Below are 23,982 nucleotides of genomic sequence, written 5' to 3'. Positions count from 1 at the left end.
CCGGGTGGTTTCTTTTTACTACCTGCTGGGATAGGATTGCCGTCTGTTATGTGTTGTTTTTCAGTTTTTTTACCTCATAACTGAGGAGTGGTTTCGTTCGTCCTTTGATGGGCATGGGGGGTAATGGATCCACATCGATCAGGTTTTTAACTTTTTGATAGACGGCCTCGGTAATAAGAATTTGGCCGCTACCGGCGACAGACTCAAGTCGGGAAGCAATATGAACATTATCCCCCAGGACTGTATATTCTAATCGCTCCAGGGATCCCATGTTACCCGAGACGACTTCTCCGGAATTGATCCCGATTCCAACGCCAACATATTTTTTTCCTTCCCGTTGAAGCTGATCACCTAACTTTTGAATTTCTTCCTGGATTTTAAGGGCTGCTCTAACGGCCATCTCGGCGTGATTTTCTTGCCTCAACACGGGAGCTCCAAAGACGGCCATGATGGCATCTCCCATAAATTTATCCAGAAGTCCATTAAAATCAAAGATGACCCGGGTCATGACCGTTAGATATCGATTTAACAATTCGACCACTTGTTCCGGCGGAATGGTTTCGGCCAGGGATGTAAATCCTCGAATACTCGCAAACAGAACGGTCACTTCTTGCCGGATACCTCCCACATAGATCTGGGGATTTTTAAGGATCCATTCTGCAATCTGGCCGGATACATATTTACCAAACGCCCGTTCTACCCGCTCCTTATGCTGAAGGGTCTGGGCCATGGAATTGAAAGCCTGGGTCAGCGTACCGATCTCATCCTGGGATTTAACCGGTAATCGGTATTGATAGTTTCCCCCGGCTATGGCTTTGGTTCCTTCTATAAGATCATAGATGGGAGTTAAGATCCAGGAAGCCAGGCCCAGGGAAGCGATACTTCCGAGAATAATTGCACCGATTAAAAATCCTATAATTCTATGAATGGCCTCCCGGACAGCCGTATTTATAACATCCTGGGAGAGTTCCAAATGGGCCGTACCAAGCTGAAGATTGTTGTAAAATATAGGACGTAGAAAATAAAGCGTAGGAACCCCCTTAGGGGTAGTATAAGGTTGGGCGATAATTTGATGCTGAGCTTCATAGGCCTCTTTAAGCCCGGCAGGAAGTGTAAATTTTACTCCTATAAACTCTGCCTCCGAATGGGCGCGTACGATACCCTGGTTATCCACAACAAAGGCGGCTTCAACCGATCTTTTCGAGCTTGCATTCCTCACCAGGGAATTGAGGATCAGGTCATCTTCATTTAAGAGGGGTTCGGCACTGGTTTGAGCCAGGTCGGTAACCAGTGCTTCCCCCTGGTTCTTCATAAGGGTATATAAAGTATCTCTTTCCGAGAGAATGAATAAAATTCCAACGCCCAAAATAGTCAGGATAAGGAGTCCCAGGATGAGCAGACATAGCTTAGCCTTTAGAGTTATAGATACCTGCATGGAAGACTGTATTAGTAGGTCAAACGCCCTCGTTTGATGTTTTTAAGGCTTTATAACCGTAATTTCTTCCCCTATCGCAAGTTTTTCATCCCGTAAATTATTCCACTCTTTGATAGCATTGACACTGACCCCGTATTTATCGGCGATACTCCACAGGGTATCCCCCTTTTTTACCGTATAGGAAATTTTATTTTCCTTCCCTCGGGATTTATCTACGGATTTTGCCAGCTTTTTCTCTTCGGAAGATTTGGCGGTTTCAAGTTTTTTCTCTTCGACGGCTTCAGGTTTGGTAACGGTAGTCCGATTGGTAGCAGTTGCAGTGTCACGAAGCTGTTTTTCTAAGTTCTTTACCTTCAAGGACAATTCTTCATTTTGCTTGCGGAGTCGCGCAATCTCGTCTTCTAAGCTTTTGATCTCTTGAGCCTGGGTCTGGGTATTGGCATCAGAGGTTTTAACCTCAGCCTTTGATTCTCTACTATCTGGTTTGATCTCCGGATTATTAGTTTTGACAGGACTCGTCGTCTCAACCTTTGCACTGACATGGTCTTTCTTGCTATCCGACCTGGCCGCCCAGTACATAGAACCTGCCAATATACCGATGATGACAAGACTACCAACTATCATTGCAATAGGTTTTATTTTATCCCTTTGAGAACGGGATATATACTCTTTTAGATTGTTCCTTATCATAAATAACCCTTCCCTTATAGAATTGTTCGGATTTATCCGAAGCCTTGAGGTAATGTCTTTATACTCTGCTAAAATATTCTGCTAAAATATGTGGTAGTATATAAGCCAAATTGGGCTTTACGTCAAGAAACTTTTTTCGTGCCGATCCCTTACTCAACGAGAATTTTTCTATCCCTTTAATTATTAAGAACATATATACGGTCTATTTTTGGATTTGATCCCTTAATTCTCAAAAAATAGAGAGGGAGGATCTACTCCCCCAAAGATCCTTTGAAATTCTTCAGCTCTCAGGTCGAATCAGGTAGAAACAGACCCCTCCGGGGGTATAAATTTCTCATCGGGTCGGAAGTAAAGTTACATTTTTACAATTTTTTTAATCGGATACCAGATCGGTTTGATCAGGGATCTGACGGGGTTTAAAGGTCCTTCTTTTAGAAATGGGAATTCCAATGATAGGATAACTCAACCGGTTTTCCTGGAATTTTATAAAATGGCATAAAGTGTGCATCATTAAATAGGCAGGATGTATAATAAAAGCTTATGCTGCTCATCCTGTTGGTGGAAGAGGTTAAGGAGTGGGAGTTTTCTTAATCTCCAGACCAACCAGGTGGATGGATCGAGCTGATAGATGGGAGAGGGTCAGCTCGGTCCCCACTTCCTTCCTTTCCCCCCTTATGGACCTTACTGGGTTCCCAGCTTCCTTCCGATAAACCTGATGCTTCGGTAAAAAAAATAGGTCTTGACTTTTGAAAAAGCTCACCCTAACTTGAGTACCTAAACTGCCGTGAATTTTCGAGTTATTAAAACAGACACCTCAACGAAGGCACGTTTAGGCCAGTTAACAACAGCCCATGGGCTTGTCCACACGCCTGTTTTTATGCCCGTGGGAACCCAGGCCAGTGTTAAGGGTCTTTCTCCTCAAAACCTTAAAGAAATAGGCGCCGAGATTATCCTGAGCAATACTTATCATCTTTATCTCAGACCTGGACATAAGCTTATTGAGGAGCAGGGCGGGCTTCATCGGTTTATGGGCTGGGATCGCTCTATTCTTACCGATAGTGGCGGTTTTCAGATCTATAGCTTATCTGATTTACGAAAGATTACCGAAGAGGAAGTTATTTTTCGGTCCCATTTAGACGGAAGTGAACATCGGATCTCTCCGGAGAAATCCATTGAGATTCAGGAGTCTTTGGGAGCGGATATCATCATGTGCTTCGATGAATGTACACCTTATCCGGCCAGTTATGATTATGCCCTTCACTCCATGGAGTTGACGTTGAAATGGGCCCGGCGTTGTAAAGAAAGGCATCGTCGTAAAGATCAACAGCTATTTGGAATTGTTCAGGGTGGGATGTATCCAGATCTTCGCGAGGCTTGCGTGAAGGGTTTGTTGGAGATAGGTTTTGAGGGTTATGCCTTGGGGGGATTAAGTGTGGGAGAGCCCAAATCAACCATGTATCAAATTGTAGATTTTACGACTTCCCTTCTCCCTTCGGACCAGCCTCGTTATTTAATGGGAGTGGGAACCCCCGAGGATCTTTTGGAATGTGTTGCTTTGGGAATCGATATGTTTGATTGTGTCATGCCGACCCGTCATGCACGAAATGGATCTCTCTTTACCAGCCGGGGAAGGATAATTATCAAAAATGCTCAGTATGCTAAAGACCCAAGTCCTTTGGATCCTGAGTGTGGCTGTTACACCTGCCAGAATTTTAGTAAAGCTTACCTGCGGCATTTATTTATGGCAGGTGAGATCCTGGCTGCGGTTTTGAATACTCTACATAATTTATATTTTTATCTTGACTTCATGAGAAAGATCAGAGAATCTATTAATCAGGATAGGTTTGTCGAATTTAAGGCTCAATTCCAATAACAGGTCAATTGTTCGTTGTCTATTGTCCGTTGTTCCGGGTGGAGAATCCTTTCTCTTCAATTTTAAAAAGTTAAACCGTAAAAAAGTGCCATCAACCCTATGCCCACAGACAACGGGTAACAGATGACGGACAAAAGGCTGTGCAACTTATAGGATTATCGGATATAGCCAAATTATTGGCAGGTGCTCCGGCACCTGGAGGGAGTCCCATAGAAGGTTTACTTTCCTTTACTCCCCTGATCATCATGTTCGTAATTTTCTACTTTCTGCTAATCAGACCCCAGCAAAAGCGCCAGAAAGAGATCAGGGACATGCTTGCCAATCTCAAAAAGGGGGATAAGGTGATTACAACCGGTGGGCTGTATGGGACCATTGTCGGGTTGAATGATTCCTATGTACAACTCAGGATTGCTGACCAAGTGAAGGTGAAGGTTTCCCGCAACGCCATAGCTGGGTTCCAGAACGAGGCCAGCAATAACGGAGAAGGGTCTACTTCTGAATGAGACATGGGGAGTCTATAGGGAGTATGGGAGTATAGGAGTGTGGGAGTATGGGGGTATGGGGGTAAATTTTCTCATACTCCCATACTTCCATACTTCCATACTCCCATACTCTTTATAAAAGAGTTCCTTGAAAAGCGATTTAAAGTGGCGATTAGGTCTTACTATTCTTTTACTGATAGCAGCAGGATGGGCTATTTATCCACCCCGGGAGAAACTAAACCTGGGTCTGGACTTACAGGGTGGCATTCACCTGGCTCTGGAAGTTGAAACGGATAAAGCGGTGCAGAATGAAGTGATCAGGGCCAAAGATTTTTTAGAAAAAGAATTAAATAAAAACAAAATTAAATATCAGCTTTTGTCGGTTAACCCGGATCATAGCCTGACCTTGCAACTGGTAGATCCCCAATCTGAATCCGGGGTTATGAAGATAGTTCGGGACAATCTTCCCAACTTTGAGAGGAAACCTCCCCCTTCGGATAATACCAGACTTGTCCTTGGATTGGAGAGTAAAGCCATTCAGAATATTAAGGAGAATGCTCTGCAACAGGCCCTGAGAACTATCCGGAATCGGGTGGATCAGTTTGGGGTTCGGGAACCTATTATTCAACGGGAGGGGGAAAACCGAATTATTGTAGAGCTGGCAGGAATCAATGATCCGGAACGTGCAAAGGAGTTGGTAGGGAAAACCGCAGAGCTTCGGTTTCAACTGGTTAGAGATGTGGCTGCAAGCCAGGAAGAACTCCTCCAGCGATATGGGGGAAAGATTCCGGAGGGTACGGAGATACTTCCCCAGGCTTCTTCCGGTAAAACCGGTGAGGGGAAAGTTAGCCGGTACTATTTGCTAGAAAAAGAAGCGAAGGTCACCGGGGCCGATCTGAAAGATGCCCGGACCAGTCGGGATGAATATAATATGCCGGCTGTAAGCTTTGAATTCGGCCGGGAAGGTTCTCGAAAATTTGGGGAGTTGACCGAAGCCAATATCGATAAGCAGTTGGCTATTGTGCTGGACAACAAAGTTCAATCAGCCCCTGTGATTCGCTCCAAGATTACGGATAAAGGGCAGATCACCGGGAATTTCACGGTCGAAGAGGCCTCGGATCTGGCCATTGTTCTTCGAGCCGGTGCCTTACCGGCGCCGGTTAAGATCCTGGAAGATCGTACAGTAGGACCTTCTCTAGGACAGGATTCTATCCGTTTAGGTATTCAGGCTTCCCTTATGGGAGCAGCTTTGGTCGTTATTTTTATGATTGCCTATTATAAGTTATCCGGCCTGATTGCCAATATCGCCCTTGCGATTAATATTCTTCTGCTTGTGGGAGCCCTGGCCGGTTTTGGGGCAACATTGACGTTACCCGGTATTGCAGGAATTGCCTTAACCATTGGAATGGCGGTGGATGCAAACATTCTGATTTTTGAACGAATCCGTGAGGAACTGGATCTGGGCAAAACCGTCCGCTCTGCCGTTGAGAATGGTTTCTCCAGAGCTTTCGTTACCATTATCGATGCCAATTTAACCACCCTCCTTTCAGGAATTATCCTTTTTCAATTTGGTACAGGTCCCGTTAAAGGATTTGCAGTAACCCTTAGTATCGGAATTTTGACAACCCTATTTACTGCTATTACCGTGACGAAGATGATGTTCGATCTTATGCTGGCAGGGAGGAATGTTAAGACGCTGAGTATTTAATGTCATCGGTCCGTTGCCCGTTGCCCATTATCCGTGGATTATTAACGAACGGCAACGGACGGCAACCATGGACTAAAAAAAATGCAACCAAAAGCAGAAAAAGTCGAAAAGACCCCAGTTAAGGGTAAGTCTCAAAAGGTTTATAGTTCGTATCTTTTTAAACGAATTAATTATGATTTTGTCGGCAAAAGGAAAATAGCCTTTATTGTTTCCCTTGTTACTGCCGTTGTGGGCCTCGGTTCGGTAATCATAAAAGGTGGATTTGATTTAGGGATCGATTTCAAGGGTGGAGCTCTGGTCGAGGTACGTTTTGAAAAACCAGTTCAAATCGATCAGATTCGAGAGACCCTTCAAACGGTTGGTCTGGGAGATAGTATTATTCAGCAGTTTGGAAGTGATAGAGATATTCTCATCCGTGTAGAGCAAAGCGCTTCAGGAGAAAATGTGGGGAGTAAGGTCGTAGAGGGCCTTAAAAATAAATTGGGGGATAATCCCTTTGAAGTTAGACGCATCGAGAGTGTAGGACCTCAGGTAGGAGGAGAATTGACCCGCCAGGCTCAATTAGCCCTTTTATTTGCCATTGCCGGAATGGTCCTCTATTTAGGCTGGCGGTTTGATTACGAGTCAGTCACTTCCATAGCCGTTATCACCGGAATCGCTCTGTTGACCATCGCTTTATCTTCCCTGGAGTGGATGTATATTCCACTTTTGACTTCGGTTGCCCTGGTGGCAGTTTTGGTGGTCTGTATCATTTTAGATCTTCGATTCGCTTTTGCAGCTATTATCGCGCTGATCCACGATGTGATTGTGACGATCGGTATGTTTTCTATTACCAATCGAGAAGTTACACTACCTGTTGTAGCCGCTATTTTAACCCTCATTGGATATTCGGTCAATGATACCATCGTTGTTTTTGACCGAATCCGAGAAAATCTTCGACTTTACTATCGAAGTAAGCCCTTTGAAGAAATTGTCAATATGAGTATTAATCAAACCCTCAGTCGAACCATTTTAACGGCTTTTACGGTCTTTATCGTTACCCTTATTCTGTATCTTCGAGGGGGAGAAGTCATCAATGGCTTTGCTTTTGCAATGCTAGTTGGAGTTGTCACGGGAACCTATTCGTCTATATTTGTAGCAAGCCCTATTTTAGTAGTCTGGCAAAATATCTCTAAAAAGAAAAGTTATAGCCCTAAGCACTAAATAAAGAAAGATAGAAGGTAGAAACTACCTCTTCCACCTTCCCGCTTCGACTACCTTCCAGTCAAGTTTAGGGTTTGAGATTGAGGATCGAGTTATGCTTCCTAAGGGTTTAGGAGATCTTAAGAAACTGGTTTCAAAGGAAAAAGATACCTCTTCTCAGATTGAGGAATACAAAAAGCTCCTGGAGAAGAATCCTAAAAATATTGATGTACAGCTCAAATTGGGAGATGCTTATGCTAAAACGGGGGATAAGGAAGCGGCCATCAAGGCTTATACCGAAGCGGCCATCCGGTATGCAGAAGAAGGTCATCTGGTCAAGGCGATTGCCGTTAATAAGATTATCGTAAGGCTTGATCCATCCAGAAAAGAAGCCCATGAGCGGTTGGCAAATCTCTATTTCCAGAGGGGAGTAAGGGCTGAGCCTCTTGAAGACACGGGATTTCCCGAAAAGGCGATTTCCAGGTCAGGGCAATCCCCCCAGACAGAAGTTTCCAAAGAGGGAGGGTTTTCTTATCCCCTGGAAAAAATTTCTCTCTTATCCCATATCGATCCCTCAGATCTTACTTTTCTTAAAAAAATGGCAACTCTCAGGGAATTTAACACTAACCAGGTGATCCCCCCGGAAGGAGAGAAGAGGGCCTCACTTTTTATTATTTTAGAGGGGAAGGTTAAAACCAGCGTAAAGAATAAAGAAGGGGCCTCTGTGGCTTTAGAGCCTCTGGGTCCAGGAGATTTTTTTGGAGAATTATCCCTTCTGGCCCAAACCAGTCGGCAGACCACCATGATCGCAGAAACTCCCTGTAAAGTCCTGGAGATCTCGGAAGCTATCTTAAAACCTTTGCTTATAAAATTTCCGAAAACCCGGATGGTACTGGAAGAGGTTTATAATAGCCGAGAACTTAAGTTAACCCTGGCCTTAGTCCCGCTGTTTAGCGATTTGAAACCGGAAGAGCGTTTATCCATTGCAAAGCATTTAACCTTAGAGACCTTCCCCCAAGGCGCTATTATCTTTAAAGAAGGCACTCCCGGAGATTCTCTCTATATCGTTAAATCGGGTCGTGTGGGAATTTATACCACCCTCATGGAAGACGATGAGGTGAGTGTGATTAAGAAAGCTGCAAAGGATCAAAAAGAACTTTATCTCTCTACCCTGGAAAAAGGAGATTTCTTTGGGGAGTCTGCACTCCTTACCCGGGAACCCCGTTCGGCTACAGCAACCGCCATCGCCGATAATACAGAGCTCCTAAAACTGTCTCAGACAGCTCTGGCCGATATTGTTAAACAATATCCCCGTATTCGATTTGTGATGGAAAAGTATCACCAATGGAGAGTTCGTAAAACGCTGGAATCCCTTAAGTCGATTCTCTAAAAACCCGGTTAAAACAATCATAGCCTTATTAGGACCCGATATGATTCTGATCTTGTCGTAAAGCAAATCTTCCTTTCACCGGAGAGAACCGGCAGTATTTCACTCTCTGGATGATTCAAAAGACTATTTATCTTCCATCAAGTTAAATTCTTCTTGCTGATTTCTAGGAACCGGTTAAATTGTATGAGGGTGAAAAATCCCCCAGGGGTTTCTCTTTCTGCCGGGTAGTTTTTATTCAAATTCTGTTCATGGTTTTATCTGGAGTTAGGTTTTTCTATCACTTGCAAAGGAAGGGAGGATTACAGGATGGAAAAAGAGATCGAAATGATGAAGAAACGTGGACTTGCAGAACTGGAAGCCTTAGAGAATATGCAAAAAAGTCAGGTAAAAAAGGATTTTATATCCCCCCCCGATACACCAGACGGTTCTCCGATCTATCGCGGAGATAGTTTTTCAGAATCTGCAAGTTATCTCTCACTGGCTCTTTCGTTTGTTGCTCTTCTGTTTGCCTTCTACGTGGTCGTCTATCCAACCGGTAAAGGGAAATCCGAACCCGGAACTACCGAAACTGCCATTCCCGCCAACATCCATCAATTAGAAGAAAATCTAACCGACTTAAATACCTTTCGTAAGGTTATCGAAGAAGACCTGGCCAAAGTCAATGAAAATTTAACCCATCTTAACACAGCTTACCGAGAAACAACCCAACAACTGAATACCCTTCAACCCCGGCTTAATTCTTTAAATGAGGTGTCCAACCGTCTCGAGGGGGTTCGGAATCAACTTGCCCGAATACAAACCCAACTGGATCAAATTGCTACAGATCTGCGTACAGAACAGCTTAAAAGTGCTCTCTTACAGGCTAAATGGGATATTTATACCGGTACTTCCTATAAAACTCTTCAATCTCACCTTCAGAGAATCAAATCCATGGCTGTCCAATCTCATCTCCCAGATAAAGAACAGGTAATTCAGAATCTTGATACGGTAATGGCCAGGGTAAATCAAGGGGAGGATTCTGTAATCTCAAAATTAGAGAACGTTTTAAATCAGATTGATACAGCTTTCGAGATGAAATAATTCCTTGTAAAGGGATATAGTTAAAGCCAAATAACCCACATCCAGAATTATGCTGGTTCAAGAGGATGATATTGTAAGCCAGTTGGAACAGTGTATAGACGGTCTTAAGGTTTCCCTGCAGTTATTGGATCCAAATCTTACCGATCCGGCTTATACTGAAGTGGAGTATAAAATAGAAAAACTCTTACCCATTCTGGATGAATTTTATCGAAAAGCCCTGCTAAAGCCCCGATTTAATCCGGGTAAGGCTGAATTAAAAAAGCTCGAAAGCCAGGTTATTTCTCTTCAGCAGGATCTTACAGAGGTTTTAGATGGGCTCAGTCCGGTTCCTTTGGTAGACAAAGCCCAGTGGATTTTAGAACGATTCCTTTCTGAGAACAAGCCCCAGGACCGGATCCAGCAGTTTATCTCCCTTTCTTTAAAGGTCCATAGATTCCTTAAAACCGGATTTTTAAATCAGATCGAAGAGACTCCCTTTCTGACCATGGTTATTGAAGTGGCAGGTTGGTCGGAGCACCTGCTCAGTCAGGGGAAAAACGACCCAAGTTCGGTGGTTCTTTTTGGTGCTAAACTGGCTAAAGATCAGGAAGCCATCCAGGGTCGAATCAAGCTGGCTCAGGATGTCTGTTCCCAACTTTGGGGGCTATCCACCGAGGAAATCGGCAGGTCCTTTTTTAAGGAACAACTTCAGTTTTACAAGCTGCTGTTAGAGGATTTAGAGATCATCCTGGTCTCCGGGGAAGATCCCGAATTGTTCAAGACCTACTGCGAGGAGAACGCCATAGAGATTTACGAGGAGTATCAGCAAGTCATCCAGGAAAAGTTAGAGAATTACGCCAAGAATTTTCCCTTTGATCTAAATCAAATAACCGAAAAACTCCATACAGCCATTATCATCAGCACAGCCGAGCAACTGATCCGTCAGTATGAACGTGTTCACAGGAAAGAGGATATTCAAGGCTTAGATCTCAAAGCAGATCAATATATCCTGGAGGGGGTTATAAGGACCCTCCGGGAAGAATATCCTCTTGTCCTGGCCCGATGCCGTGCAACCCTGGAACATATCAAGCAACTTCGAAGTTCCGTTTCCTGACCTATACGGTAATCTTATTTCGGACCCGCCACTGGCGTAATCTCTCATAATCTTCTTCGGAGAGGGATTTAAAATCCTTTATTTCTGCCTCAACCGGATCTATCTGTTTGATATTCAACTGACCTTTGAAAAAAGCCCCTTCTTCAATCTCTACCAGAGCTCCCTGGAGTTCACCTTCAACTCGGGCAGTGGAGGATAATTTTAGCTTTTCCAAAGCAATGGCTTTACCCTGGAAATGACCCATAATGGAAATATGAACCGCCAGAATATCTCCTTCTACCTTCCCGGATTCTTCAATATAAATCCCTCCGTTTTTGAGAAAAATTGTTCCTTTAATATGTCCTTTGACCCGTAAATCCTCATCTCCGTAAATATCTCCATTTATAACCAAACCTTGATCTATCACCGACATAGTTTCAATTAACAATGGAACAATGAACAATAAACAATTAACAACGGAGAACTAACCCCTTAAGGTTTATTAATTGCTAATTGTCAATTGTTAATTGCTGACTGTGAATGGGTTGATTGCTAATTGTCAATTGCCTGGGAATGAACCAGGACGCCCCGTGCATTCTCACCTTTTTGTAGATCTTCAAAGGCTTTATTGATCTCTTCTAAAGGATAGGTGTTACTGATCAACTCTCCTAATTTCAACCGGCCTGACTTATAAAGGCGAACCAACCTGGGAATATCGACCTGAACCCGAGCCGAGCCGTAATAAGAACCCTTAAGGGTTTTTTCTTCAAGGACCAGCGTATTGGCCGGTATCGAAGCCTGGACTCCTGGAGCGGCCACGCCAATAACGACCGTAGTTCCACCGCGACGGGTAGCCTGGTAAGCCTGTGTGATAACGGTTCCATGTCCAATGGCTTCAAAGGCGTAGTCGACACCTCCCCCGGTAAGATCTTTAATCTTCTGGACGGGATCTTCCCTGGAAGCATTGATAAGATGGGTAGCTCCGAATTGTTTGGCGAATTGCAGCTTACGATCCAGGAGGTCTACCGCGATAATGGTTTCTGCACTGGCCAGAACAGCCCCCTGGATTACATTAAGTCCGACTCCTCCGGCTCCGAATACCGCCACGCGACTGCCGGGTTCCACTCTGGCAGTATTGATCACCGCCCCAACTCCCGTCATGACGCCACAACCGATCAGGGCGGCTTCCCTTAAGGGAATATCCGGATCAATACGCACCAGGCTGATCTCAGGGACAACGGTATGGGTTGCCATGGTTGAAACCCCCAACATATGATTGTATTCCTTCGTCCCCTTATGGATCCGCCGGGTTCCATCCAGCATGGTCCCTCCTCGGGTCAACGCTCTGGCTTCGCAAAGATAGGATTTTCCTGTCGCACAAAAAGAACATCGACCGCAATTCGGTACCCAGGAGAGAATGACATGATCTCCTGGTTTTACAGCGGTCACTCCAGGTCCTACTTCTTCTACAATGCCGGCTCCCTCATGTCCCAACACAATAGGCAGAGGTAAGGGAATCGTACCATTGGTTACAGAGAGATCACTATGACAGACTCCACTGGCTACCATTTTAACCAGTACTTCCCGTTCTTTAGGTTTTTCAAGTTCTAATTCTTCCACAACAACGGGTTGATTTAACTCGTATAAAACCGCTGCTTTCATTTTGGTTAGAGGTTGCCCGTTGTTCGTTGTCCGTTGTTCGGAACTTGAAGGCATCGGACAACAGACCGCGGACTATACATAATAAACCCTAAAAACAATGTGATCTCCAACTTTCCAGCCCCGCTCATAGCGTTGGATGGGTTGACAGTGAAACTGATCGGGAGGAGCTTCTTCGGTACACCAAACGGAAACCGCGTCCCCTTTGACCGAATCCGGGGATTCTAAATAAAAATAATAGGATCTCCGCTCTGAGAGAATCTGTTGAGGAAAAATAAAGGAATAAAAAGCATTATCCCGAAGTTGAGAGGTAGGGATTTTCAGACAGGCGAGATCTTGTTTGGCGTTACGGTCTTCTTTGAGATGAAAGAGGAGATCATGGCGAACCTGACGTAGATAGGTGGCAAATTTAATATCGATCCGATAAAGGTTATCCTTTACAGCGATAAAACTTTCCCCCACCGTATCTGCTCCCTGGATTTCGCAGGAAGGATACTGGCTTAGCTTCAATTTTTTTCGTCGTCGCTCTGCCCGAAGGTTTTTAAACAGCCCCAGGACGTGATTCCCACCCTTCGTAGCCCAGACCAGGTAGGATCCAACCTTAAACTTACCTGGACTCCCTGAAGGCATCCTTGACCTATCTTCGAGATCGGCAATTCGCTCCAGCAGGGCAATTTTTTCGGCTTTTTGAGCCCGAAGGTTGGTTATGATTTGCTCGTAGAGTTTATCTAAATGGCTTCTGGAAGTCAGGGTAGCCCTCTTCCAGGGAGTTATGGGTAATCCTGCAGATTGTTCAAGGGAGAAAATTCCCAGGTTTTGTTCTGCCTTCCAACGCCACTTATCGGCTGCCTTGGCGGGGTTCTGGCAAAAATCTACCAGAGGTTGTGTCACAACGTCCCAGGTAAACCGGGGTGCCACGGCTTTGATATTTTCCGAGCAATTTTGGCGAAGGTCCTGATCCTCCACAAGCTTAAGGATAGCGGCGGTTAAATCCTCTACATTTTCTGCTTCGACGGTCAGGCCTAGGCGATGGGTTTGAATCAACTCACTAAAGTAATCCCCCCGGGTTGCGATGATAGGAAGACCCGTCCACAGGTAATCCAGAATACGCGTCCGAAACGAAAACCGGGTTTCCAGATGGGAAAAATGGGTACTCAAGCCTATATCGGCTTCTAAAAAATAGTTTTGCCGCTCGGTATAAGGGACCCAGGTATGGAAAAAGACCGTTCTGTCCGTAAGACCCAACTTTTTGCTTAAGCTAAGGGTATCGGCCAGCATCTTCTCTCGAATTTGGTCGGGATGTTCAGTACCCATAAAGAACAGCTTTACGTCCTTTCTCATCTGGGATATCCGATCCATGGCTTTAATCAAGGTGAGGGTATCCAGCCAGTTCAGAATACTCCCTCCCCATATCAAGACCTTATCCTGCTCGGTAATGCCTTTATAGACCCCCTTTAAGACTTGCCGGGAGTGTATGGGTTTTTCAGAAGGTATCCCGAAGGGAACCAGATCGAGAAGACGGCGTGCAGAGGGATCTTGATGATAGGTGTAAGGATTCACCCGATTCAGCCCGCAGAGCATCCCTAACCAGAAATCCCTCTGCCGCTCATGGGCACAAAGAAAATAATCCCCTGCCAAAAGTTGATCCCGAACAATTCTGGAAATAGTCTCATGAATCCTTTGTTGCTCTTCAAGGGCCTGGAGGGAACCGGTTGCAGCATTGCTCCAAAGTCTTCGCTGTTTCTCAAGTTCCTCTAAAATAAAGGGACAATACAGATCCACCACTAAAACTTTTTCAGTCTCCTTCAAGAAAGGAAAAAATTCGAGAACCTGCCCCTGGATGAGAATCACATCGTGGTGTTCCACGATTTTTTGCATTTTATCTTCCTCATGGCGCTCACAGGTCAAAATCTGGAACCGCTCTGAAGACAGGTTACCGGCCGAAGGAGTAACTAGGCTTACCTGGAAAGATTTGCTGAGGACATTGGCAAATTCAAAACACCGAATGGCCGGACCGGACATCTGTTGGTCAATAATGGCACTGGATATGATAAGAATTCGAGGTCTTTCCTGGGAAGATATTCTGGATTCCATGAAATTGCGCTTTTTTATCTAAAAACCTTCTTTGTTTTTCGTTTTCCTGAAAAGTTTACTGGACGTTCTTCAAGTATCTAATATATTTTAGATGGCATGTCAAGAAGGATTTATTGTGGCAGTTATGTTAATCTTAAAGAAAATACCCTTAAAAAAGCTGCAAACTCTCTATCTCACAGGCCTGTTTCTTATATCCTGGACGGTCTATCTGCTGGCCTACTATCTTGCAATCCCTTCTGGATTAGAGGGTAAATACTATGCAAATCCAAATTGGCAGGGGGAGCCTCAATTGATAACCGTAGACTCTGAGATTTCCACGGCTGTGCTAAACAAGCGTCGTAGGGCGTTTTCAGAAAATAAATTCAGTGTTGAGTGGAAGGGGTTCATCTGGATAGAGAAACCCGGGTCTTACACCTTTATGACTGCTTCGGATGATGGGTCCGATCTTTTTGTGAATAACCGGCGGGTTGTAGATAATGGGGGCCTCCATGGATTAAAAGAAGTTAAAGGTCAGATTAATCTGGAGCCCGGGGTTTATCCCATCCACATAAGGTATTTTCAGGCCGGGGGTTTCTATCGTATGGATGTGTTCTGGGCTTTGGGAGATCAGCCCCTGGAAAAAATCCCTTCTTCCGTTTTATCGCCCTATCCTTTCAACAACCGGGATTATAAACTTCGACAGGGATTTCATCGAGGTAAGGAGTTCCTTAAGTGGACCTGGTTGGGGATCCTCGGTTCTTTCTCAGGACTTTACCTGTTCAAAAGGTCTTTACAGGGTACCCTATGGCCCCAACAACCCTGGAAATATTATCTTTTGTCTTCGCTTCCGGTGATAATAACTACCTTTCTTATCTACCCTTTTGTAGACCCCACCAAAGCCGTTTATTTTAACTCAGATTCGGCCATTGTACTGAATATGATCGTGGAAAATACGCCTCTGGCTGAGAATATTTACTACTGGGGCCAGGCCAGAAGAGGAAATCTTATCTGTTGGTTGGCAAAAATTTATTTCGGGCTTTTGGGTACGACCGGTCTGCTTCCCTTTATCACATTATTACTGGCATTTTCTATTACCCTTGGCTTTTCCGTTCCCCTCTTCTTAGAGGATCCCGGCCGAAAATGGAAGTTCTTTTTCCTGCCTCTGGGTTTTATCTTTTTGATTCCTACCTTTATCCCCATTCCAGATATCCATACCCTGGAGTATGCCACCCTGGATATTGCTTTCGCCCCGGAGTATTTGTTTCTGCTAAGTATGACCATCCTCCTGGCTTTAAGAAAGTTTATCCATTCTTCTAAAGGATTTCTTCCTCTGATGGTTTTTTCTGCTCTGGCATCCTGGATAAACGATCTGACGATACTATTTCTGGCCATATTGGCTGTAGCCTTTACCATGGTAGATTTCTTTGTAAATAAGAAGATCAGGATGTGGTATTGGTGGAATGGGGGTATTTCTTTGGGAGGGGTATCACTCCTCAAAAACCTTTCGCCCTATCATGCCGAGTATCTGGGTTTTGCGACCTGGAATCAGGTGCGACCTTATTTGGGAGAAGCCGTTTATAATCTCTATCATTTTCTTCCACTTTCTGTATGGCTAAGTATTGGGATTCTCCATATGTTCTTTTTTTTACTCTGGTTTTATATCTGGTTTCGGTACAGGATAAACGATGCGATTTCTATTTTTTATTTTTTCCTTTGGTTGAGCCTGCTGATCCTGGGGGTCTCCGGTCTGATCATCCCCCTCTTTAACGGATGGTTTTATGCCAACCTGGCCCATCCCCGGTATTTTGTAACCGGGATCCAGTTACTTTTTCTGGCTTCCTCGGTGAGCATATTGGCCGTCTGGAGAATTTTTTTAATCGGCCAGAGAAAAATTCTATTTAGTCTATGTACCACAGGTATACTTCTGGCCTTGTTTACGACCCTGGGAAAAGGCAACCATCTCCTGAAAGAGAGAAAAGAAGAGATGTTCTTATCGACTTCTTTAACCTTTCAATCTGGAGAAGTACTTAGTAACTCCGGCTGTGAAGCCGTGATCGGAACCTACCTGAATTCCTATGTGTATGTGCTAGGTGGATTGGGTAAAATGAAAGCGACGGTATTCGAAGGAGATCTGGATCGATCCCTTTCCAATACCAGAAATGTCCTAAATTTAAAGAATATCTGTGTGGTGGGAGATACAATCTCTGATTTTGAACCTTTTTATTCATTAAAAGATAAAATTCTCATAGATCGGGTGGATCCAGAAGGGCCTGTTCGGTTACCCGATGGAAAATTCTTTAAACACTATGTAACAGTTGACAAAATAACTTATTTAAGCTTAAATCCCGTTACAGTGGAAGAGATCGTTTTGGGTGATAAAAGCGCTTCGATTTACTTGTTAAACGGGTTTTCCGGCCCGGAAGGTAAGGAGGATAACCGGTCCCGGTGGTCCGATGGAATGGAATCTGAATTGATCGTTCCCCTTCAAGAAAATAGACCTTACAAAGTCTTGATAACGGCTTTTCCGTTTAGAATTTCTAATAAAGTACAAACCCTGGAGATTTATCTTAATGGGAGTCGAGTCGATACCGTAGTTTTAGATTCTCCCGTTTACAAGGATTATGAAGTGGTCTTCCCGGCGGAAAAGGTAAAAGCCCTTAATAAAATTAAGTTCACGTATGCTTATGGGATATCCCCAAACATTTATGGGGAGATGAGGAAGTTGGGGGTAAATTTTAAGCGTATCCGATTTATCAGGTATGAAGACACGAAACCTTCCCATGAAGGGAGCCCTTTATAGGAACTTGAAGTCCATTTTACAGAATCTTTTTTTATTAACCGGGGTTCTTTTTCTCTGCTTTTTATTTTTGGAAGTGGGCCTGCGGCTGTTGGTATCCCTGCCTCCCCATGAACGACCTCCGACCAGCTTCTGGCAACCCCATCCTTCTTTAGGCTGGTCTTTGATTCCCAATAAAGAAGGTCGGTGGGAAAATCAGGAATTTTCCAACCTGATCCGAATCAACTCCGCCGGGTTTCGGGATCTGGAATATTCTTTGGAGAAACCGGAGGGGGTTTTTAGAATTATTGTACTGGGAGATTCCATGACGGAAGGGCTTCAAGTTCCGTTGGAGCAGACGTTTGCCAAGATACTGGAAACCCTTTTGAATGGAGACATGGTCAAGGATAATCCCTCTAAGAAAAAATTTGAAGTGTTAAATTTAGGCGTAGCGGCCTACGGGACCGGTCAGGAATATCTACTTCTTAAAGAATATGGACTCCGTTATCAACCGGATCTTGTTATTCTGGCTTTTTTATCCTTAAATGATGTTTTAAATAATTCCTTAAAGCTGGAAAAATCCATGGCAGGAACCGAATGGGAACGGGCCTATCGTCCTTACTTTATTCCAGATGGCAATGGCGACCTGAAACTCATTCCACCCCGGGCAATCCGCATTCCCTTCTGGGAGAATCTTTATACTTACCGATTTATTTTACAAAAAATCCGTACTGCTCCCGGGCTTCGCAGATGGTTTTTGCCTCAGCATACCGAGAGGGATTTCTGGGGTCTTTATAATCCCAGACTTACGCCGGAGTGGCGGGAAGCCTGGGATATTACCCAGAAATTGATCTTAAAAATCAAGAAAGAAGCCGGGGACCATCACGCCGGGTTTTTGCTTGTTTCCTTGACTAACCGGGATTCCTTTATCGATGGTACTTTTGCAGATCAGCTCAAGAGATATGCCTCCGTAAACTGGGACATCGACAAACCCGATAAAATTCTGGAGGATTTCTGTCAGGAGCATTCGATTCCTTTCCTTGCCCTGACCCCCTTGTTTCGGGATTATCTTAAAAAAGCCGATCGGCCCATACAGTTTCATTACGCCTCTGATGGGCACTGGAATGTGGAAGGTCACCGACTGGCAGCCGAGTTTATTTACAAGAAACTGAAAGAGATGGAAGTAGTCCAAAAATCTCTTGACAACTCCAACTAAATATACTGGGATTCTGTCCTGAAAAAATCAGTCTAGGGTAGGGTTAAATTTTTGCCCTTACCCCTACACCTCTCTCCCACAGCTTGGGAGAGAGGCCTGGAGCCTAGACGCCAGGATAAGAGTGAGATCCCTGAGAAGGATCTCCTTAATGTCAAACGAGACGTTTGGGGGAGTCAAACGAGACGTTTAACCTACTAACCTTTCCCCGCTTTGCAAGGGAAGGGACTTTGAAGCGAAGTTTCCTCCCTTCACTTCCACCCACGTGCGGGGGGATATAGAGGAAAGGGGGGCTTCCTTGTGAAACGGGCGAGGGATAGGGTGGGGACCCCTTATCCTGGCGCGTAGGGGGGCCGGAGGTGAGGGAAGAGAACTATACCCCATCAGCTTTACAAGGCATGAGTTTCCGGAGGCTTAGAGGGGTTGGGTAAGCCGGAGATAATTCACTTTGTTTAACCTTCTGAAGACTCTGGTACTAAGTTTGCTATAAATCAAAAACTGTATCAAAGTCATTGTCTATAGGTCAAGATAAACTAACCATACGCTGGACGGCAAGGCAAAGGATGTATGGGATTTGCTGATATCGGAAGGCGTACTTTAGAGTAAAGGGAAACTTATGATCTCAAAGCGACAAGTTATGGGCTATTTTGCAGGGATGCTTCTGGCCATCTGGGCTTTTGAGGGTCTGGTTTTTGCCCAAAATAACCTTGGAAGGGCTCCTTTTACCTCTCCTCGCATTGTGAATCTGGATAATAATCCCGCCACTTTGAAGATTATAGCCGGGGATGAAGCCGGTAATTTGAACGGATTTGATGGGACCGGCAGATTACTCTGGCAGGTTCCTTTGCGGATAAACGGCTTTCCGACTTCGGTTCAAGGAACTCCGGCTGTAGCGGATATGGACGGGGATGGGCTTCTGGAGATTGTAGTTACAACCGGAAATATAAATTTTCAATCCACGAGTCCGGGGGGTGTGATTTTATTGAAACTACTGGATACCGGAGGGTTGCTTCCCCCTCTACAAAGGCAGATTTTTGTCTTTGATAATCGGAGTATAGATCCTCCGGATAACGTCCCGGATAGCAGTATTGTATCGCCTGCTCTGGGAGATCTAAATGGAGATGGAATTTTAGACATTGTAGTGGGGAGTTTCGATCAGATTCTCAGGGCGATGGATATCAATGGAAACACCTTTTGGTCTGATCTGGTGGATGAACAGGGTGTACCCACTTTATATAACGGGATAAAAACCGGAGATACCATCTTTTCTTCACCTGTTATTGCCAATATTGATAATGATCCACAACCCGAAGTTATTCTTGGAATTGAGGCCAACGATGCAAGACCCTGTGCAGCCGCCGTCAATTTTACCCTGGCAAAGCCTGGGGGTGGGCTTTTGGTGATTGATGGAAAAACCGGCAAATTCGATACCAATACCCCTTTTGTGAAACCCGCTAATTGTCCTCCCGACCCTTTCTGTCCCTTATGCCCGGCTAAGGTCAACCTGGTTGTCAATATTGATGAAGTCTTTAATTCCACCCCGGCCCTTGCCGATATAAATAACGACGGTCGTCTGGATATAGTATTTGGAACGGGTCGACCTTTTAAACAACCCCCCAGTGGAGCGACCAATCAAACCGTCTTTGCCTATGATACCAAAACGGGTCGGCTCCTCTGGAGTCGAACCACAGGAGGATTTCAGGTTCCCAGTTCTCCGGCTGTGGGAGATGTGGATGGAGATGGGATTTTGGAGGTATTTGTCCGGAGTGATGATGATAAGCTCTATGGATTTAAAGGAAATACCGGTGCTTTGCTTCCGGGTTTTCCGGTAACCTTAGATAAAGCAGCACCTGGGGCTACAGGTTTTCTGGCTTCCCCGGTTCTTGGAGATGTGGATGGGGATGGAATCCCTGAAATTATCGTTGTTGCTTTCGGAAAGTTAAACATCGTTCGGGCCAACGGAACCCTTCTCTCCAGTACCTCTATTCCTAACCTGCTAAATAATACCCCTGCCCTTGGGGACATAGATGGAGATGGACGTCAGGAGATCGTGGTCGAGGGGACCAGTCTTCAGATTTTGCAACAAACCGGAGGAGGGTCGGTACTCCCCTGGCCCCAGTTTAAGGCCAATGCCAGAGGAACTGGACTATTCAACGATACAGGATCAGGGATTAGTCCCTCAGAATTATCCGTCCCCCTTGCAGGCCTGGCAGATTATAATGGAGATAATCTGGCGGATATCGGAGTCTATACCCCTTCCACCGGACAGTGGTTTATACAGGGAACTTCCATTTTCGGTTTTCCCTTCGGGCTTGCAGGTGATATCCCAACTCCGGGGGATTATGATGGAGACCGAATCGCAGATCTTGCCGTCTGGAGACCTTCAACCGGAGACTGGCATCTCCTTCTGGGTGGAGTGGACAATCTTTTCACCTGGGGCCAGTCAGGCGATATTCCGGTTCCTAAGGATTATGATGGCGATCAGAAAACCGATCTTGCCGTCTGGAGACCTTCAACCGGAGACTGGTATATCCTTCCCTCCGGTGGGGGTTTACCCGTGGTCTTAAACTGGGGAAAAGCCGGAGATATACCGGCTCCTGCCGATTACGATGGGGATGGAAAGGATGATCTGGCCGTCTTCAGATCTTCAACGGGGCAATGGTTTATCCTGAACTCCGGAGGAGGCGTTCAAATTTTCAATCTTGGAAAAAGTGGAGATATACCGGTCCCGGCAGATTACGATGGGGATACTAAAGCCAATGTAGCAGTCTGGAGACCCGGTACCGGAGCCTGGATCGCATTGGTAAACGGTAAATCCGTTCAAAGAGTTTTTGGAGCCCAGGGAGATCTTCCAGTTCCAGCGGATTTTGATGGGGATGGGAAAACCGATCTGGGAATTTTTAACACCTCCTTTGGGTTTGGAATATGGCATATTGCTACCTCCTCCTCCGGGTTCAATACCGCTTTCCCCATGGTATCGTTTTGGGGACTGGCCGGAGATCTTCCCGTGTCGGCTTCTGGTGGCAAATAGTACCTTGGATAAAGTCAGGGCCCATGGTAAAATATGTGGCTCCTTTCTTTTGGTGTAGTCAGGAACTGCTTGTTTGTAGGTCCCACCCCTTCCCTCCCCGTCCATGGAGAGGGAAGGGGTGGGACCTACAAACAAGCAGTTCCCTTTGAAGCTGTTTAACCCTTTCATTAACCTGATTTTTTCCGTACTTCTGGGAATTTTTCTATACCGGTTGTTCCCCCCTTCCCAGAACCTTGCTTTTCAGAATTTTCTGCCCGTTCCCGCAGCTTATCTGTATGCGGTCTGGATCCCTTTAGTCTATCTTACTTTCCTCTTCTTCTATGAATGGCTGTTCCGAATTAGAACCCGGCAAGAAATAAAAGGAACTGCTCGGAAAGTCGATCTCTTTACCTATCCTTTCGCCCTTGCGTTTCTGGCTTTGGAATTTTTCTGGGAAAGACTCCGGGATTTTAATTTCTGGTTTGAACTCTTCTTGCTGAGTTTAATTTTTATCAAAGGAATTTTTTTAAGCTATTTTAGCCTTAAATTATTTACCCTGGATCAGCGGGTTTCTTCTAACCTGGAAAAGCCGGATCTGGATTTGAGAAAGTTGATTTTATTTCTTTTCTTCCTGAACCTGGGAGGTTATATCCTTCTGGTCCCTCTGACCCAAACCTCTCCTTATCCTTTTACTTGGGTGGGGGGATTCTTTATTAAGACCCTTTTGATTGCCTGCCTGACTCCAGGAGTTTTCCTGTTAAGTCTGAGTTTATCCGGCTCTTTGACCGCTTCGTTTTTGGTCTGGCTTTCAGTGACCTTCAACTTTCCTTTGGTCCAGATTCCTTTACGTTTTACACCCCTCTGGCTGGGATGGGTTACTCTGGGGGGGGCCTATCTATTGGGGTACCTGTTGAGGGTGGGGAAATGGTGGGTTTTGGAAAAACTTGCCCAAACAAGCATCGAAAGCCGGGCGATTTTGTTTGCTCTGATGATGGTTCTTTTAGGTCTTGCCTTTAAAACTATAGTTCCTAATCCGACCTTCCACCCCCCTTCTTTTCTGGAAGGCGTCTTTGCACTCCTTCTCGATAGACAACTCGGGCTTTTCAGCTATGCACCCCTCTATCTATTGGCTTTCCTGGGCGCAGGCGTTCTTCTCCGGGAAGGTTTGAATAAGAAATTTTTAGTCTTAACCCCGGCCTTATTCGCTTACCTTCTCCTCTGCCTGATCCGTTACGGTTTTCCGGCCAGTCCCTTCAGTTCAGAGCTGGTCAGACCCTTTGACCCGGAAGATATTATCCCCCTCCTTCCTGCCCTGGGAGGATTTATGGCGTTATTTTTTGGACGCATGTTTGGAAAAAAGGACGGATCATCCTTCCATAGCCCCATTCCTTTCTCTTTCGGGCCTGTCTTGATCGTTTTCCTGGTGAATTTAAGTCTGGTGATCTCTCTCCTGCTGGGATATTGTAACATTCCCTCTTTGATAGGAAAATTCCGAAATTTCCAGGTCGATCTGGCGGAAAATCTCGGTCGAGAAATTTTGTTTTTTTATCCTACCCTAGCCTCGGAATCCTTCTGGCCCTCCTGGGGAGTCTGGGTACCGGTATTTGGATTCCTGATATGTCTGGGATATCTGATCCCTCCTCTCCTGGCTTGGGAGGGGGGGAGCAAGAGGGTAAGGAGAATCGGTATAGGGATTCTTTTCCTTTTGATTCCCCTGTTCCTGTTCATCAAGGCCCCCCGCCGGTATTCTGTTCCGGGTATACCCCCTTTCTACCTGTCCTTGAATAAACCGGCCTGGGAAATTAAATTAGAAGAGGACTCGATTCCTTTGACCAGGTCCCTGATTCTGGTCTCCAGTCTGGCTAATTCCGTAGGATTTCCCCAATCCAATGCCATAGCCTTCTTAACCCTGTCTTCGGATAAGGAAGAGATCCAATCCTTTCCCATTCTGGTAGGCGAACATACCTCAGAGTGGGCTTTCGGGAATCCGGATATTCAACCTTTTCTCGCCCACAATCGGGCCATGATTTATACTGCCTGGGTGACCCATATCCGCAAAGGCCCCTGGTTTGAAAGTTATAATTATTATGCTCAATTTGATTTGGAAAAGCCGATGAAAATAAAAAAAATAAGCCTGTATAGAACCCTTCCTCTGGATTTTAAGTTGGCAGATAGCGTGCTTCGTGTGGAAAAGCTGATTCTTCTTTATGCAGGTGATGGAGGGATGACGGACAAAGAACCTCCTGAACCTGCAAAATTGAGTAGCCTTTCAGAGTCCTTGGCAGATATATTAAAATAACCATCCTCACGGACCGGGTATTTTTATACATCACCCTTCA

Annotated in this window: 16 protein-coding genes; 11 read left to right on the top strand and 5 right to left on the bottom strand. The window is 45.2% G+C overall.

Features of this window, described 5'->3' with window-relative positions:
- Positions 1 to 46 precede the first annotated feature (46 nt).
- Positions 47 to 1,435, bottom strand: a complete 1,389-nt coding sequence (locus tag VNM22_04920) for an adenylate/guanylate cyclase domain-containing protein (GenBank protein HWP46483.1) — start codon at positions 1,433 to 1,435, stop codon at positions 47 to 49.
- A gap of 42 nt (positions 1,436 to 1,477) precedes the next feature.
- Positions 1,478 to 2,125 carry a LysM peptidoglycan-binding domain-containing protein gene (locus tag VNM22_04915; GenBank protein ID HWP46482.1) on the bottom strand — a complete coding sequence of 216 codons (648 nt, stop codon included), beginning with the start codon at positions 2,123 to 2,125 and terminating at the stop codon, positions 1,478 to 1,480.
- Between the two features lie 784 nt (positions 2,126 to 2,909).
- Between VNM22_04915 and tgt the strand changes: the two genes are divergently transcribed.
- From tgt to VNM22_04880, 7 genes are all read left to right on the top strand, one after another.
- Positions 2,910 to 3,998 (top strand): tRNA guanosine(34) transglycosylase Tgt, encoded by a 1,089-nt coding sequence (tgt, locus tag VNM22_04910; protein ID HWP46481.1) that lies wholly within the window; start codon positions 2,910 to 2,912, stop codon positions 3,996 to 3,998.
- A 140-nt stretch (positions 3,999 to 4,138) separates the two neighbouring features.
- On the top strand, positions 4,139 to 4,501 hold the full coding sequence (yajC, locus tag VNM22_04905; protein HWP46480.1) for a preprotein translocase subunit YajC: 363 nt from the start codon (positions 4,139 to 4,141) through the stop codon (positions 4,499 to 4,501).
- A 127-nt stretch (positions 4,502 to 4,628) separates the two neighbouring features.
- On the top strand, positions 4,629 to 6,188 hold the full coding sequence (gene secD, locus VNM22_04900; GenBank protein HWP46479.1) for a protein translocase subunit SecD: 1,560 nt from the start codon (positions 4,629 to 4,631) through the stop codon (positions 6,186 to 6,188).
- 81 nt (positions 6,189 to 6,269) lie between these two features.
- Positions 6,270 to 7,391 (top strand): protein translocase subunit SecF, encoded by a 1,122-nt coding sequence (secF, locus tag VNM22_04895; GenBank protein ID HWP46478.1) that lies wholly within the window; start codon positions 6,270 to 6,272, stop codon positions 7,389 to 7,391.
- Between the two features lie 94 nt (positions 7,392 to 7,485).
- Complete coding sequence (locus tag VNM22_04890) at positions 7,486 to 8,760, top strand: cyclic nucleotide-binding domain-containing protein (GenBank protein ID HWP46477.1); 1,275 nt, start codon at positions 7,486 to 7,488, stop codon at positions 8,758 to 8,760.
- A gap of 306 nt (positions 8,761 to 9,066) precedes the next feature.
- A complete protein-coding gene (locus tag VNM22_04885; GenBank protein ID HWP46476.1) occupies positions 9,067 to 9,840 on the top strand; it encodes a hypothetical protein in 774 nt (257 codons plus the stop codon).
- Between the two features lie 49 nt (positions 9,841 to 9,889).
- Positions 9,890 to 10,933, top strand: coding sequence for a hypothetical protein (locus tag VNM22_04880; protein ID HWP46475.1), 1,044 nt, complete (start codon positions 9,890 to 9,892; stop codon positions 10,931 to 10,933).
- Between the two features lies 1 nt (position 10,934).
- Here VNM22_04880 and VNM22_04875 read toward each other — a convergent pair whose 3' ends face one another.
- The 3 genes from VNM22_04875 to VNM22_04865 all read right to left on the bottom strand — a co-directional run bounded on the left by VNM22_04875 (position 10,935) and on the right by VNM22_04865 (position 14,665).
- Positions 10,935 to 11,345 carry a polymer-forming cytoskeletal protein gene (locus VNM22_04875; protein HWP46474.1) on the bottom strand — a complete coding sequence of 137 codons (411 nt, stop codon included), beginning with the start codon at positions 11,343 to 11,345 and terminating at the stop codon, positions 10,935 to 10,937.
- Between the two features lie 119 nt (positions 11,346 to 11,464).
- Entirely contained in the window at positions 11,465 to 12,628 is a 1,164-nt protein-coding gene (locus VNM22_04870; protein HWP46473.1) for a Zn-dependent alcohol dehydrogenase, read from the bottom strand.
- Between the two features lie 18 nt (positions 12,629 to 12,646).
- Entirely contained in the window at positions 12,647 to 14,665 is a 2,019-nt protein-coding gene (locus VNM22_04865; protein ID HWP46472.1) for a glycosyltransferase, read from the bottom strand.
- 124 nt (positions 14,666 to 14,789) lie between these two features.
- Between VNM22_04865 and VNM22_04860 the strand changes: the two genes are divergently transcribed.
- The 4 genes from VNM22_04860 to VNM22_04845 all read left to right on the top strand — a co-directional run bounded on the left by VNM22_04860 (position 14,790) and on the right by VNM22_04845 (position 23,942).
- Positions 14,790 to 17,444, top strand: coding sequence for a PA14 domain-containing protein (locus tag VNM22_04860; GenBank protein ID HWP46471.1), 2,655 nt, complete (start codon positions 14,790 to 14,792; stop codon positions 17,442 to 17,444).
- Positions 17,404 to 18,636 (top strand): SGNH/GDSL hydrolase family protein, encoded by a 1,233-nt coding sequence (locus VNM22_04855; protein ID HWP46470.1) that lies wholly within the window; start codon positions 17,404 to 17,406, stop codon positions 18,634 to 18,636. The genes VNM22_04860 and VNM22_04855 overlap by 41 nt, the downstream gene beginning before the upstream one ends.
- A gap of 613 nt (positions 18,637 to 19,249) precedes the next feature.
- Positions 19,250 to 21,664: a VCBS repeat-containing protein gene (locus tag VNM22_04850; GenBank protein HWP46469.1), complete on the top strand. Its 2,415-nt coding sequence runs from the start codon at positions 19,250 to 19,252 to the stop codon at positions 21,662 to 21,664.
- A 145-nt stretch (positions 21,665 to 21,809) separates the two neighbouring features.
- Positions 21,810 to 23,942 carry a hypothetical protein gene (locus VNM22_04845; protein HWP46468.1) on the top strand — a complete coding sequence of 711 codons (2,133 nt, stop codon included), beginning with the start codon at positions 21,810 to 21,812 and terminating at the stop codon, positions 23,940 to 23,942.
- Positions 23,943 to 23,982: the final 40 nt, after the last annotated feature.

It is taken from the genome of Candidatus Limnocylindrales bacterium (assembly GCA_035559535.1).
In the GTDB taxonomy this organism is placed as follows: Bacteria; Moduliflexota; Moduliflexia; order Moduliflexales; family JAUQPW01; genus JAUQPW01.
The sequence above is the reverse complement of the archived record's forward strand: the minus strand, read 5'-3'. Positions and strand labels throughout refer to the sequence as shown.

Excerpts from the sequence above, each read along its gene's own strand:
- VNM22_04920 (HWP46483.1), bottom strand. The coding sequence starts at position 1,435 with ATGCAGGTATCTATAACTCTAAAGGCTAAGCTATGTCTGCTCATCCTG.
- VNM22_04915 (HWP46482.1), bottom strand. The coding sequence starts at position 2,125 with ATGATAAGGAACAATCTAAAAGAGTATATATCCCGTTCTCAAAGGGAT.
- secF (HWP46478.1), top strand. The coding sequence starts at position 6,270 with ATGCAACCAAAAGCAGAAAAAGTCGAAAAGACCCCAGTTAAGGGTAAG.
- VNM22_04890 (HWP46477.1), top strand. The coding sequence starts at position 7,486 with ATGCTTCCTAAGGGTTTAGGAGATCTTAAGAAACTGGTTTCAAAGGAA.
- VNM22_04885 (HWP46476.1), top strand. The coding sequence starts at position 9,067 with ATGGAAAAAGAGATCGAAATGATGAAGAAACGTGGACTTGCAGAACTG.
- VNM22_04880 (HWP46475.1), top strand. The coding sequence starts at position 9,890 with ATGCTGGTTCAAGAGGATGATATTGTAAGCCAGTTGGAACAGTGTATA.
- VNM22_04875 (HWP46474.1), bottom strand. The coding sequence starts at position 11,345 with ATGTCGGTGATAGATCAAGGTTTGGTTATAAATGGAGATATTTACGGA.
- VNM22_04870 (HWP46473.1), bottom strand. The coding sequence starts at position 12,628 with ATGCCTTCAAGTTCCGAACAACGGACAACGAACAACGGGCAACCTCTA.
- VNM22_04865 (HWP46472.1), bottom strand. The coding sequence starts at position 14,665 with ATGGAATCCAGAATATCTTCCCAGGAAAGACCTCGAATTCTTATCATA.
- VNM22_04860 (HWP46471.1), top strand. The coding sequence starts at position 14,790 with ATGTTAATCTTAAAGAAAATACCCTTAAAAAAGCTGCAAACTCTCTAT.
- VNM22_04855 (HWP46470.1), top strand. The coding sequence starts at position 17,404 with ATGAAGACACGAAACCTTCCCATGAAGGGAGCCCTTTATAGGAACTTG.
- VNM22_04850 (HWP46469.1), top strand. The coding sequence starts at position 19,250 with ATGATCTCAAAGCGACAAGTTATGGGCTATTTTGCAGGGATGCTTCTG.